The 13160-nt window shown below is 44.1% G+C and carries 11 protein-coding genes; 1 reads left to right on the forward strand and 10 read right to left on the reverse strand.

Annotation, left to right across the window (positions count from 1 at the left end):
• Nucleotides 1-10 precede the first annotated feature (10 nt).
• The 7 genes from HCG69_RS04625 to HCG69_RS04655 form a co-directional block, all read right to left on the reverse strand.
• Nucleotides 11-1174 (reverse strand): cyclically-permuted mutarotase family protein, encoded by a 1164-nt coding sequence (locus tag HCG69_RS04625; protein ID WP_255585421.1) that lies wholly within the window; start codon nt 1172-1174, stop codon nt 11-13.
• A 193-nt stretch (nt 1175-1367) separates the two neighbouring features.
• Nucleotides 1368-2123 (reverse strand): creatininase family protein, encoded by a 756-nt coding sequence (locus HCG69_RS04630; protein ID WP_221649048.1) that lies wholly within the window; start codon nt 2121-2123, stop codon nt 1368-1370.
• A gap of 37 nt (nt 2124-2160) precedes the next feature.
• Nucleotides 2161-4173 (reverse strand): family 20 glycosylhydrolase, encoded by a 2013-nt coding sequence (locus tag HCG69_RS04635; RefSeq protein ID WP_221649049.1) that lies wholly within the window; start codon nt 4171-4173, stop codon nt 2161-2163.
• The gene (locus HCG69_RS04640) at nt 4170-5804 is read right to left on the reverse strand and encodes a sialidase family protein (RefSeq protein ID WP_221649050.1); all 1635 of its coding nucleotides are present in this window, start codon (nt 5802-5804) and stop codon (nt 4170-4172) included. The genes HCG69_RS04635 and HCG69_RS04640 overlap by 4 nt, the downstream gene beginning before the upstream one ends.
• 99 nt (nt 5805-5903) lie before the next feature.
• A complete protein-coding gene (locus tag HCG69_RS04645; RefSeq protein WP_221649051.1) occupies nt 5904-7139 on the reverse strand; it encodes an MFS transporter in 1236 nt (411 codons plus the stop codon).
• A 371-nt stretch (nt 7140-7510) separates the two neighbouring features.
• Nucleotides 7511-8689: an AGE family epimerase/isomerase gene (locus tag HCG69_RS04650; protein ID WP_221649052.1), complete on the reverse strand. Its 1179-nt coding sequence runs from the start codon at nt 8687-8689 to the stop codon at nt 7511-7513.
• 10 nt (nt 8690-8699) lie between these two features.
• Complete coding sequence (locus HCG69_RS04655; protein ID WP_221649053.1) at nt 8700-9617, reverse strand: dihydrodipicolinate synthase family protein; 918 nt, start codon at nt 9615-9617, stop codon at nt 8700-8702.
• Nucleotides 9618-9868: 251 nt separating this feature from the next.
• Here HCG69_RS04655 and HCG69_RS04660 point away from each other — a divergent pair, with 251 nt between their 5' ends.
• Complete coding sequence (locus HCG69_RS04660; protein ID WP_221649054.1) at nt 9869-11074, forward strand: ROK family transcriptional regulator; 1206 nt, start codon at nt 9869-9871, stop codon at nt 11072-11074.
• Here HCG69_RS04660 and HCG69_RS04665 read toward each other — a convergent pair.
• Genes HCG69_RS04665 through HCG69_RS04675 form a run of 3 tightly spaced genes read right to left on the reverse strand, consistent with a single transcriptional unit; the run spans nt 11071 to nt 13153 of the window.
• Nucleotides 11071-11535: a WbuC family cupin fold metalloprotein gene (locus tag HCG69_RS04665; RefSeq protein ID WP_221649055.1), complete on the reverse strand. Its 465-nt coding sequence runs from the start codon at nt 11533-11535 to the stop codon at nt 11071-11073. The two genes, HCG69_RS04660 and HCG69_RS04665, sit on opposite strands and share 4 nt — an antisense overlap.
• A 5-nt stretch (nt 11536-11540) precedes the next feature.
• Nucleotides 11541-12065 (reverse strand): UpxY family transcription antiterminator, encoded by a 525-nt coding sequence (locus HCG69_RS04670; protein WP_221649056.1) that lies wholly within the window; start codon nt 12063-12065, stop codon nt 11541-11543.
• Entirely contained in the window at nt 12041-13153 is a 1113-nt protein-coding gene (locus HCG69_RS04675) for a Wzz/FepE/Etk N-terminal domain-containing protein (protein WP_221649057.1), read from the reverse strand. Before HCG69_RS04675 ends, HCG69_RS04670 begins: the two co-directional genes overlap by 25 nt.
• Nucleotides 13154-13160: the final 7 nt, after the last annotated feature.

Genomic DNA, 13160 nt, shown 5'->3' on the forward strand with positions numbered 1-13160 from the left:
TTCTTAATGTTCATTCAATTACGATCTTGCAAATTTGTGCTGTACGAATGCCGGGCTTTGTCTCACCACCTATAACGAAGACTTCTTGTTGCCTTCCTGCCAAAGCAGCACCGGCACGTGCCAGACCGGAAGATTGTCCCCATTCATCCCAGCCGTTCCGGTGGATATCATATACCATCAAGCGGTTGTTAAAGCGATACCAGCTTACGGGTTGCGTCAGATAATTTTCTTTAGTAACCCGGCTATAACTTCCGCTGATTGCATCCAGAAAAATCTCTTTGTTCACTCCGCCTACACAAAGAATAAGACTGTCCGAGCAGGCTATGGAGGCCCCTCCCGTCAAAGTAAGAAGTTCGCCTGTGGCCGGGACCACAGGTGCCGATACGGGTTCCCATGTTTTCGATGCCGGAAGATACCGATAGCCATCCGTAGCAACCGTGGCCTCCTGATTCTCTCCTAAGGAAGGTGAAAAGCCTCCCCAAATGTAGAGCGCATCCTCCTGAGCAGTACAAACCGGTTGCACACGTGGAGCTCCGGGCAAGGCTGGCTCTTCCTTCCAGCCCTCAGCAGGATTCTCCATGCTCAAAGAGAACAGAGAAGCAGAGGGAACACCTGCTTTGTTACCCCCGAACACATAAAGAACATTCCCAAGAACAGCGCCTGCCATATTATCTAAAGCAAAAGGTAACGCGGGCAATGTGTCAAGAATAGCAGCGTCACCTGTGGCATTCAATGACAAAGAGTAGGTGGTAGAAAGCCCGCCTGCGGAATGATTGCCACCTACAAAGATTAGTTTATGAGGCAGTGAAAGCGTTACTCCATAGGCAGCCTCAACGGGGAGTTCACCTATTTGGGTCCATGTCAATGTAGAGTCGTTGGCGGGCAGGCCCCTATATATGCCTTTATAAAAACGTTTTTCACCTCCCTCGGAAGCAGGTATACCAGGGAAATTACAACCGCCTGCAATGATTAGTTCGTCGTTTATAAAACCGGCATAGCATGCCGACACTCCCAGAGAGTATCCGGGCTCATAATCCGGAAAACCGGAGATATGCTCTATACGTATGGCACAAGAGGCGGCCTTCTGCCCGGAAGAGGAGGTACATGCCGGGAGCAGACCGCCCGTGATTACAGTGGCGATCAGTGACAGGACTATGAGAGAGGACTTTTTCATAATATATAGATCATGGAAGATTTTACCACAGAGTAACACTGAATTAAATCTTTATTGAAACGCAGATAAACGCAAATTTTCGCAAAGGGAAACAAATAGATGATAAGGAACTACAGGCTTTTAATCTACATTAATCCGCGTTAATCCGCGTTTCAATAAAGATTTAAAACTCTGTGCTACTCTGTGGTGAAACTCAGTATATATCTCCTTTCGCCAATTCCCCCAACAACTGCGCATACTTTTCTACCACAGCCCCGGCGTATCTTTTACCTTTTTCTGCCGTAGCCAGCCGGGGATCTCCGATGCCTGTATCCTCAGATACTTTCTGCCAGTTTCGCGGAATCCATGCAACCTTTTCTTGCAGTGAACTTATGGCAAATGGTTTGTATTTACCCTCACCGGCTTCTTCCAGATTAACTAACTCCGGGTGATAATGCATCATCACAGAAGTTTCCACCTCGTCGGCATGGTCGCCTGGCCGATCGAAGTACTCCTTTGCCGGAAGCACCGCAAACCACTCGCTGCAAGCTATCAGGAAGTCCGGGTAATCAACAGATAAGTCGCGAATCATATTCTTGAAATTATTCCCGCCATGTCCATTGATAATCACCATTTTGCGAATGCCCTGTGTATGGAGTGAAGCCACGATATCCGTAAGGATTGCCCTCTGAGTCTCATACCGGGCATGTATACAGAAGGGTAACTCGCGCTGTCCCGGATTTTGTGACCCCATAGTTACAGGAGGCATCACCATACAGCGCACACCATACAATTCTTTACTGCGCTCTGCCGCATCAACGGCAATGGCGTGTGCCAGGATACAATCTGTCAAATAAGGCAGATGCAGATTGTGCGGTTCGGTAGCTCCCCAGGGAAGCAGTACCAAATCATAAACTAACTCTCTCGTTTTTCCGTAGCATGATACGGACAAGTCAATTTCTTTATTCATCGTCATCCTTTTTTATCTGAATTCAATAGATACAAAATCATTTTAGTTTCTTCTCCGGCGAGTAAATCAACCCGTCTACTGCATGTTCGCCATCAAGCGTGACAAAAACAGTTGTAAACATCCACTTCACCAGACGAACCTGAGGAGTCGTAAATTTCCCTACCGGAAGTTTCAGCAGCACCTTATTCCACCCCTTATTCAAGTGTACCTTCAAAGGAGGGCGGGCTGTAAAGTTTTCATTACCCAAAGGCGTTTCATTATCCGGCTTTGTGTGGGTAGCCGTCCACACAGGAGGAAGTATTTCACTATCGTTCAGCCAGATGCGGCTCCCTTTATAATCCCACTTTCCGGCTGGAGGAGGTAAGTCTTTCTCCGAACGTCCGTAGTTCTGAAACTCCGCCCACAGCCCCACATCCTGTGCTTTGGGCGAATATACCCATGTATAGGCATATGCCGTATGGTTTTCTGCCGGCTCTTTATAGAAAGAGGGGACCAGCGTACCCCATACATGACGCAGATAGATACCCGCACCGATAGCCTGCCGCACATTATACGCTTTGCCATCATATATATACTGATCTTTGAGTCCGGCTTCGGGTGGAAATGCCTGTTCCGGATTTCCTCCATTGGGAAAAGCATCCGTAATGTTCCACTTCACATTTGTCTGCTTCACATAAGCAAAGGGATATCCTTTGAAATGATGCTCTTTGTGCCACAACATTCTTTCTTCAAAATCAGCAAAACTCTTAAACTCCTCCGAGTCTTCACCCGGAAGAACCGTACCGTTCCGGTTAAAATATTCGGAGCCTCCCCCTCTCCACGAACGCTCGGCAAAAGCCAGCATGTTAGGATAAAAGGCATTCTCCCTGATCACATTCTCCTCGGGCACTACTACCCTATCCTGCCACACTGCCATGATAGCCCCGGCTATATCCTCACTACCCTGAGGCTGATTGTAAATGCGACTATTATACAAAGCTATTATATCGGCAAATACGTCAAAATGATTCAGGTAGTGGAACCTTGAATCAATGGCAGGAATACCTTCCTGCGCCTTTCCGCGGTAGCTCCAGAGGTGGGTCATATCTATTTCTCCCGGTTTGTAGTGCCAGCCCGGATTCCAGGAAATCACTTTCTTGCCTTTTGCCCGGATATAGGCTACCATCTCCGGCGCAAATTGCGGATTGGTAAAGGCTACCTCATCCGTGCCGATATGCAGGTAAGGTACCTCAAAAACCTCACAGACCTCATCCATCAGCAGTTTAAGAATTTTCATTCCCGCTTCGCTCTGCATATCGTGCCGAAAGGCCCGTACAAAGGCGGCACTATGCCCCGGCATATCAAACTCCGGTATCAGCAATACCTGACGCTGTTTACAGTACCGAACCAACTCTTTAGCTTCTTCCTGCGTATAAAACTTGCCCGGCATACGCGTCACATTACAACTGTCGTTCAATACCGGAAAGAGCTTACTTTCAAGCCTCCATGCCTGGTTCTCTGTCAGATGCCAGTGAAACACATTGATTTTATAACGAGAAAGCATGTCGATCTCCCGTTTCAATTCGTCCATAGAAATATAGCCTCTGCCTACATCCTGCATGAATCCCCGTACCCGGAAAGCAGGCCAGTCTACAATCTCACATCCCCGAACAAAGGTCTTTCCTCTCCGGTGCTGCAACAATTGGTTCAATGTTTGTAATCCCCAATAAGCTCCTTGTTCGGTGATAGCCTCAACCCTGATATTGTTTCTATGTACCGTCAGGCGATATGCTTCATTTTCATTCAAGGGTATCCCCTCCAGTTTCTCAACCAACCGGATTTCAATTACAGAAGAGGCGCGCTCATCGGCAGTCCCTCCCGCTTCGGTCACCCATGCTTCCAGTTGCGGAACAAGTACGGAAGAGACGAGCCTCACCCGCTTCATATCAAACTGCTCACCGCTCAGTTTCACTTGCTGCGGCTCTGGCAGGAAATGAATCTCACCTGCCCGGACTGTAGGAAATGCACAAAGCAACAGGAGAAATGCAACGCTATATACAATGTGCCTCATTTCACTATATCTTTTATTTTAATCTGCTGAAATGTCATATGCGCCACACTGCTCTCATACAAAATGCCAATCGTTTCATTGTCCACCAACGTAAGACAGGAATATCCCCAACCATCGGCCTCGTCTATCAACAACTGATGTTCAGGCAACCAGGTCACGCCTCCATCCAGACTGGCTTTTATAGTGATATGGTTTCTTCCCTTCGTTGTATCAGGATTGGAGAAGAACAAAAGATCTCTGCCAAGCACATTGTCCTTTGCCTCTACTTTTATCAGACTTGCCATACACACCGGCTCACGCAAAGCACTCCGCGAAGAAATATGTTCTGTCCACGTTTCGCCTAAATCCCTGGTTATAGATACTGCACGACTTCCACCCCGGTTATCGCGCATGTTCAGCATCAATACACCAGGCTCTACTTCCGCCACTTGTGCCTCGGTGGTATTGGTACGGGCATAGTTATGTATTTTCCAGGTTTGTCCCCGGTCCTTACTGTACATAATACCGGCGTTGGGTATACGTGTGGCATCAATAAACTGAATAGGAAACACCAGCGTACCGTCTTGCATGGTGATACCGCGCCCCGGTCCTTGCAGCAGGAAATACCAGGAAGGATCTTTCACCTGCTCCGTGATGTTGATCGGAGCCGACCACGTCTTTCCATCGTCAGTACTCTTTGTCATCATCAATTGCGCCGTATGATTCATATCCATTCCCGGATGCGAACTCACCCACGCCCGCTGATTGCCCATGCCGTGCGTCCATGCAGCAACAATCCATATTGTATTGGTCTTTGTATCTACCAGAATAGACGGATCTCCTACCCCATTCTGTGCAGCAGGCAGTCCTCCATACTCTCCAAATGCCAGTGGCAAACGCATTTTCTCCCATGTCTTTCCACCATCCGTACTCCGGCTTAAACCTACATCGACGCGCTCCTGCAAATCAACACTGCTATTATAGCGCACGTCATACACTCCCAACAGCGTACCTTTGTTGGTAGTCACCAATCCCGGAATACGGAATGCGGCCGACTGATCATCTCCGGCATGACGCACGCCTACCCCCATGCGGTGTTCTGTTTCTTTCGGAGATACAATATCTATAAGTGCTTGTTTACCATCCACTGTCACAGAGGCGATACTCGCCGTAACCTTAGCGGCCAGCGGAGTGGAAGGCTTCATTTGCAAGCTGACCCAGAAATAATTGACACCTGGAAACAGATCTTGGCTGCCCTTCAATGTAACTTCGGCGTTAGGATTACTCACTTCGGCTTTTTTGATTGAATAAGACGGATTGGCAGCCAGCGTATTTCCCACAGCATGGCTGGAAATGTATTCAACTGGTGCAAAACGGTTCTTATGCTTATTCTGCAACGCCTCTGTACCGCTATAATAAAGTTTCACCGATTGAATATCTGAAAGCCTTGTTCCTTTGTCTAATTTCAAAACCACATTATTTAGTTTTTTGCTCTCTTGTGCATTCAGGCGCAGATAGAACAGAACGTTGTCTTGTCTTTCGATCAAGACAGGGATACGCGCTTCCTTAACGAATATAGTATCTGCTGCATAAAGCACAGGTGTGGTACATAAAAAGCAGAAAAGGAGAAACAGAAGAGGGGTCTTTTTCATGGTAATGATTAAAATTGTATGAATATTATTGAGGACAAAGATACTATTTTTCATTTTACAGGATAGGAGGATAATTAAGTTATTTAGCATAGATAAAGTCTATTCCATATTATCAGTTTTAGGCCGCAAAAAATAGAGTTGCAACGCCAATGCTATCAGAACAACAACGCTAAGCCATGCAAAGCCCAATCCCAGATTGCCACCATCGGTCCAGCGTCCCAACAAACTGGTAACCGCTGCTCCGGCAAATACACCAGTCATATTCATTATACCATAAGCCGTGGCTCTATATTTAGTTGACACAAACTGGCACAGAATAGGCATGTTGTTCGCATCGAAAATGCCATAGCCCACACCAAACAACAACCCCGCTCCCACGATGCCTGCTGTATTGTGGCCAAATCCCAACAACATCAGCGCCGGAATTGTAAGTCCCAATCCGATAGCACTGGTATAAACTCTACCACGGATATTCTTCAACACCCATCTATCCGAAAGAACACCTCCAAGCAATACACCGACGAAAGAAGACAAGGCAATCGTTATAGTTGACATTGGCCCCGCTTCGGCCATCGGAATATTCAAATTTTCGGCAAACAGCGTAGGCAGCCAGTTCTTTGTAGCCCATCCCGGAAGGCTCGGTGCGGCAAAATAGAACAATATTACCCAAAATGCAATGTTACTGAACAACAAAGAAAGGCCTTTGAATACAGATGATTTCTGCTTCGGCTCCTCTCTGCGTAAACGTTCAATCTCAATATGCTCTTTATTCTCATGTAAGAACAACACCAGAATCAAAGCATAGATAATACCGATAATACCAAACCAATGGAAAGCAGTATGCCAGGAGTATGCCGCTGCTACCGTAGCACCGAAGCCACCGATAGCCTGCCCTGTGTAAAGCCCCGTCATGTGTATACCTACTGCCAATGACCGGGATTTATCCTGATGCCAGTCGGCAATCAGTGAAAGCCCGGCGGGAATATAAAGTGCTTCACTAACTCCCATCAAAGCGCGCAACCAATATACCTGACTGAACGTTTCGGCATATCCCATGCCAAAAGTGACAACAGACCATACGAAAAGACTCCCTACAATTAACCACTTTCTATTCAGCCTGTCGGCAATCATACCGGCTACCGGGCTCATAAATCCGTATATCCAAAGAAACACAGCCATCAAACGGCCGAAATTAGTAGCTGATTGTAGCTCTGCAATATCCAGTTGCATGGCGTCTTTCATCGTCGAGAGCATCTGACGATCCATGTAATTGAGTAATGCCACTCCCCAAAGAAGAGCTACCACAATCCATGGATAAATTCTTGAGTTTTTCATAATATGCAGTTCTTTTTATTTATTATTGCGTACTTCCTGCTACGGTTTATACTTGTCTCTAAAACAAGTATCTCTCTCATCACCCGCAAATATAAGAATATACTTTCTCTTTCAAACCTCACTATTCAGTGAGTTTATCTATTGATAGTCAACACATTCAGAAGTACTATTCCTTATATTATAAAAGTACGTATTTAATGGAGTGTTAAATGTACACTTTTGCTATACAAGAGTGTACACTTTCATGCTACAAAAGTACGTACTTTTACAAAGGAAGAATCCGATCTTTAACATCTACGTTAATAATGTTAATAGACAATGCCATTAAAAACCGTAAACAATTCGTATGGCAAAATATATATATTGTTGTTTTAAGGTAGTAATTCCTGGCAAAGTACATAGCCCTTCGTTAACATCCGGGGGATGTGGAAAGGACCTTTGAAAATGTTACCTTTTGCCGGTTGTGAGACTGTTCCGTTGCGATGAAGATATCCATACCATTCGCCAAAATCACTATCAGGAAAATGAGCGTATGTCCAATCACTGATTTGCTGATGCATAGCAAGATATTTTTCATCTTTTGTTGCCTGGTAAGCGTAGAGTGTAGCGATAATAGCTTCCGTCTGCGGCCACCAGAATTTCATATCATGTGCATAATCCTGTGGGGGCAGGTTACGACAATCTCGGAAGTTGATAATACCACCGTGTTCTTTATCCCATCCCCACTCCCAAGACCAGTCGAGAATGGTAAGAGCCATGTCTGTAAGCTGTTTATCCCAGTTACGGTACTTGGCTTCTTCAAGGATAAACCAGGAGGTTTCAATACAATGGCCCGGGTTGATGATACGTCCATTTATGGTATCAATAAATTCACCATTAGCACCCACTGTCTCCAGTAATGCTTTAAACTCCGGATGCATAAAGTCCTTTTTCAGCAAAGCAATAGAGTCATCAATTTGCTGGTCGAGTATGGGATCGGCTATGGCAGCCCGAATGCGCGAAGCTGTATTTATAAGGATCATGACAATCGAATGCCCCTTTGTATGCACCGTTTCACAGTATTTTGGCTCCAAAATGCCGGGAGTCTGGAGAAAGCGCTGAATGTCTTTAAATAAGTTTAAAGCCTTTTCTGCATAAGCCCTTTCGCCCGAAGCAATCGCATACTCCGCCATCGCAATGGCTGCAAAGGTTTCGGAGAATACATAACGGCGTTTACGAATAGGCTCTCCGGATGCTGTAACTTCAAAAAACATACGCCCATCCGAATCAAAACAGTGATGTTCTATGAAATCAAGTGTGCTCTTTGCCGCAGCCAGCCAGTCGGGGTTCTGCTCAATATGATTGTATGCATAACTGCATGTAAAAGCAAAACGCCCCTGAAACCAAACGGATTTGGTAGTGTCTATCAGCGAACCGTCACGATTTAAACAAGTATATATACCTCCATTCTGGCGGTCCAGACCATGCTTCAACCAAAAAGGCATAATATTATCCAGCATGTCAGCCTTGTACGAGGCCGACCATGTCTGTAGGTATTCGGTTACATTCATAAAAATAGATTTAAAATTTATTGCAACGCTCAAAGAAGTGAATGGCCTCTAACTCAGCTTTCAAACGTGCTTCTTCTTCATCGGTTATATTCTGGAACGGAGTACGGTTCTTGCCAAGATCCAGACCTATCAATTTCATTATTCTTTTACCACCAACAATATTGCCCCGATAGTGACAAATCACATTGATAACCTCCTGAGAGAAGTTCTGAAGTTCGCGTGCTTTCTCCAAATCACCTGCATTCCATGCGTCGATAATACCAACCAGGTTGCAACCATTGTAATTGGTAGTACCACCAATTCCTCCCTGAGCACCTCCCATAGCCAGACAAGGAAGAATCGTTTCATCCTGTCCATGCAACATATCAAATTTGCCGTTCTTGTAAAGACGACATTGGTTGTACTCATACAAACTTTCATACGTATACTTAATACCTGCAAAGTTGGGGATACGTCCGTCTACCGCTTCAAGGAAAGCTACCATAGACAGAAAGGCGCCGTTAAAAGCAGGAATATGATAAAAGTAGAAAGGCAGATTGGGTGCACCACAAGCAATCTCTTCACAATATTTCACCAACTCTTCTACGCGACCTACCTTAGGAAAAGGAGGAGCCATTGCACCAATTCCCCATGCACCTATCTTTTGTGCATGTTCTGCCAGACGCCGGCTCGACTTCACACAAGTACTGCCCACATGAACAATCACTTTGAAACCTTCGGGAGCTACTTCGATCCAACGTTCGGCCAGCTTCATGCGCTCTTCTTCTGTCAACATATAGCCTTCGCCGGAAGAACCGTTGATAAAAACACCTTTCAAACCATTCTTCGCTAACATGACGGCATAGGCTGCAATCGGCTCATAATTTACTTCCCCATCCTCATAAAAAGGAGTAAAAGGGGCATCAATCAATCCAATAATCTTTTCCATAAGTATACAGTTTTCATATATCAAACAATTTATTTAAACATTCATGTTGCAAATATAAAAACTTCTTAATTAACAGCAAGTATATTTCTAAATTATTTTATTATTATACCTATATAAAAGTTATATTATTTATTATATCTTCTTATATAAACCAATAAAGAAAGAATATTAATAAATTAAAGAGCTAAAACGAAACGAAATATTTAAAATACCCGTATATTTGTTCAGCATTAATCACTAACATGGCATATATGAAACATAATCTGCTTAAAGAAATAGAAATGGGCTCCAAAAATGCCCTTGTAAAGAAAAGAATCATTACACATTATATATACAACGGTAGTTCAACCATTACCGACCTCTCAAAAGAGATGGATTTGAGTGTGCCAACCGTTACCAAATTCATAGATGAAATGTGTGAAGACGGATATATCAACGACTATGGTAAGCTGGAAACAAGTGGTGGACGACACCCCAATCTGTACGGACTCAATCCGGAATCCGGCTACTTCATCGGAGTAGATATCAAGAAGTTTGCCATCAATATCGGACTTATCAACTTTAAAGGAGATATGATGGAACTCAAAATGAATATCCCCTATCAATTTGAAAATTCAATAGAAGGGTTGAATGAACTGTGCAAACTCATAGCAAACTTTATAAAAAAACTCAATATCAATAAAGAGAAAATATTAAATATCAATGTAAATGTATCAGGGCGGGTAAATCCGGAATCGGGTTATAGTTTCAGTCAGTTCAATTTTGAAGAACGCCCGCTGGCGGATGTCTTGACAGAAAAACTTGGCTATAAAGTAACAATAGACAATGATACGCGCGCCATGACTTACGGAGAGTATATGCAGGGATGCGTAAAGGGAGAAAAGAATATTATATTCGTCAATGTCAGCTGGGGACTGGGTATAGGGATCATCATTGACGGGAAAATATACACCGGAAAATCGGGATTCTCGGGTGAGTTCGGACACGTAAGTGCTTATGAAAACGAAATCATTTGCCACTGTGGGAAAAAAGGATGTATCGAGACTGAAGCATCAGGTTCGGCGCTGCACCGCATATTACTGGAGCGTATTAAAAACGGAGAAAACTCCATCCTGTCCGACCGCATTTCGTCAGAAGATCCTATCACCCTGGACGAGATCATTGCAGCTGTCAATAAGGAAGATGTTCTTTGTATCGAAATAGTGGAAGAAATCGGGCAAAAATTAGGAAAGCAGATTGCCGGACTTATCAATATTTTCAATCCGGAACTGGTAATTATCGGAGGCACTCTGTCGCTTACCGGAGATTATATCACACAACCGATAAAAACCGCGATTCGAAAATATTCTCTCAACCTGGTGAATAAAGATTCGGTTATTCTCACTTCAAAGCTGAAAGACAAAGCCGGAATAGTAGGAGCTTGCATGCTTGCACGAAGCAGAATGTTCGAGGATTAACCCTCGGACATCCGCTTCATAAAAGCTTTTATACCTTCCCCATCGGTCACATCTGGTGCCCAGGGAGCCATATTTTCAGGAGTCAACGGAGCATAAGGCCCCTGCTTTATTTCATATATCACCGTACCAGGCTCAAGCACTACAATACAGTGCCATGTACAAGGTGGAATCTCTATTCCATACATACCTTTTTCCGGATTCAGGTTTACCTTCTCTGTCACATTTCCTTCTTCATCAAACAGAATAGCAAGCAGGCTACCACGGAGAACAAGATATATTTCTTCTTTATCCGGATCCTTATGACGATGCGGAGGTAAATATGTATCGGGTTCCAACGCATTCAACATACGATGAATCGGTGCATCCATAGATTCATGGAAGTTGTAATTCATACGCAGACGCGGATTCTCCTTAGCCTGTCCGGATACCGTGTTCAGCAAAGCTTCAGTAATTAACTTCATAACGCTTACTTCACTTTTTCAATAGTATCCGAAGCAACAGTGACCAATGCACATCCCAACCCCGCGATACGAAGCATTAATTTATTCTTACCCTGACAATCAAGCAACTCACCGGTCGCCCCTTCCAATTGTCCCCGAGTCACCCGAACTGTTATTCCCGGAGTCAGTTCTTCAGCAAATTCAATAAATTCACCGGCATTCTCTACCATCGAACGAAAGACCTCCATCTGACATTCCGGAATAGAGACATAACGCCCTTCTTCGCGTAGCAGGAAAGAACCCCCTTTTACACTTTTAACCTTAGCAACATCGCCCACCGGCAGATGCACAAAGATATAACCCGGAACAACAGGAATCATTACCTTTCTCTTACGATTGTTCCACAAACGAATTACAGACTGAAGTGGCAAATAGCTTTCAATGCCAGCTTTATCGAGCCGTTCTTTCACTTTTTTTTCCGCTCTGCCAGCTGTATAGACAGCATACCAGCAAGAAGTTTTTCCTTCTATTTCTCTGTTTGTTGTTTCCATCCCTTTAATAAGTCTTTAACAAAAAGAATCCATCCCACACTACCAACGCCTGCCAAAAATACAAAGCCAATAAGAATCATGATTTTATTTGGTTTAGCGGGCTTTAAAGGCACCGTCGCTGGTTGTACTACTGTATATACAGGAGTAATCTCCTGTACTTTAGCCTTAGCCATCTGCAATTGCTGAGCAACCTGATTGTATACCCCATAAGCAAGGCTCATCTCATTCTGCAAACGTTCTTGTTCCGTACGGACACTGTGTAAAACGATATTCTGATTACCATCGGCATACCGGGCATACTTTTGTTGTGCTGCATAATAGTTAGCCTTGGCTTCATCATATAATTTTTCAGTAAACTTCAGGTCATGGCGGGCTTTATTGGTACGATAATCTGTAATATAATTCTGCAAACGACGCATCACAGTATCAGTCAATGCAGCTGATATCAATGGATCCTGCATAGTAACAGACAAAGTAGTCACCCCAGTTTTTTTATCTACAGACACAGAAATGCGTTTACTCAAAGCATCGGCAATAGCAGCCTCATCTTTAGTTAGCATAAATGGATTAACTTTACCATCTCCCTGTCCCACAGGTTCGTCTTTAAATAAAGAAACTACCCATCCCAAAGCTTTAAATGGTGCAGATATAATAGTTCCCCACCACGGGTTTCTTTGATGTTCGTCCAGATAGTCGTATAACCGAGTCTTTAACTCACCTTTTTGATCTTCTACCTTTACATCAAACAACTCCGTCAGAAAAGGAGTCGAACTTACAATATCCGGATACAAATCAGGAAAAAGAGCATCATCTCCTCCGGAATTGCCTAAATTAACACCTGCCATAGCAGCCAAAGCTCCCATGCTCCCACCTGTTGATTTTCCTGTTGTCTCAGGAGCAAGTGTCACACTGGTAGCATACTCTTTAGGGATACTAAAAGCAACTACAAGTGCTACTATTGCAGCAATCCCACAAGTTTTGAAAACCAATTTACGGTTAGCCCAAACCTTTTTGGCCAACTCTATCAAATCTATTTCCTGCTCCTCAACAGGCTGAGGTATTTTATTTTTATCAGTTTCTTCGTTCATGTTATCC

Source organism: Bacteroides sp. K03 (genome assembly GCF_019734355.1).
GTDB lineage: Bacteria > Bacteroidota > Bacteroidia > Bacteroidales > Bacteroidaceae > Bacteroides > Bacteroides nordii.

What these genes read in the sequence shown, in the direction of transcription:
- HCG69_RS04625 (WP_255585421.1), bottom strand. Translation starts at nt 1,174, where the DNA reads ATGAAAAAGTCCTCTCTCATAGTCCTGTCACTGATCGCCACTGTAATC.
- HCG69_RS04630 (WP_221649048.1), bottom strand. Translation starts at nt 2,123, where the DNA reads ATGAATAAAGAAATTGACTTGTCCGTATCATGCTACGGAAAAACGAGA.
- HCG69_RS04635 (WP_221649049.1), bottom strand. Translation starts at nt 4,173, where the DNA reads ATGAGGCACATTGTATATAGCGTTGCATTTCTCCTGTTGCTTTGTGCA.
- HCG69_RS04640 (WP_221649050.1), bottom strand. Translation starts at nt 5,804, where the DNA reads ATGAAAAAGACCCCTCTTCTGTTTCTCCTTTTCTGCTTTTTATGTACC.
- HCG69_RS04645 (WP_221649051.1), bottom strand. Translation starts at nt 7,139, where the DNA reads ATGAAAAACTCAAGAATTTATCCATGGATTGTGGTAGCTCTTCTTTGG.
- HCG69_RS04650 (WP_221649052.1), bottom strand. Translation starts at nt 8,689, where the DNA reads ATGAATGTAACCGAATACCTACAGACATGGTCGGCCTCGTACAAGGCT.
- HCG69_RS04655 (WP_221649053.1), bottom strand. Translation starts at nt 9,617, where the DNA reads ATGGAAAAGATTATTGGATTGATTGATGCCCCTTTTACTCCTTTTTAT.
- HCG69_RS04660 (WP_221649054.1), top strand. Translation starts at nt 9,869, where the DNA reads ATGAAACATAATCTGCTTAAAGAAATAGAAATGGGCTCCAAAAATGCC.
- HCG69_RS04665 (WP_221649055.1), bottom strand. Translation starts at nt 11,535, where the DNA reads ATGAAGTTAATTACTGAAGCTTTGCTGAACACGGTATCCGGACAGGCT.
- HCG69_RS04670 (WP_221649056.1), bottom strand. Translation starts at nt 12,065, where the DNA reads ATGGAAACAACAAACAGAGAAATAGAAGGAAAAACTTCTTGCTGGTAT.
- HCG69_RS04675 (WP_221649057.1), bottom strand. Translation starts at nt 13,153, where the DNA reads ATGAACGAAGAAACTGATAAAAATAAAATACCTCAGCCTGTTGAGGAG.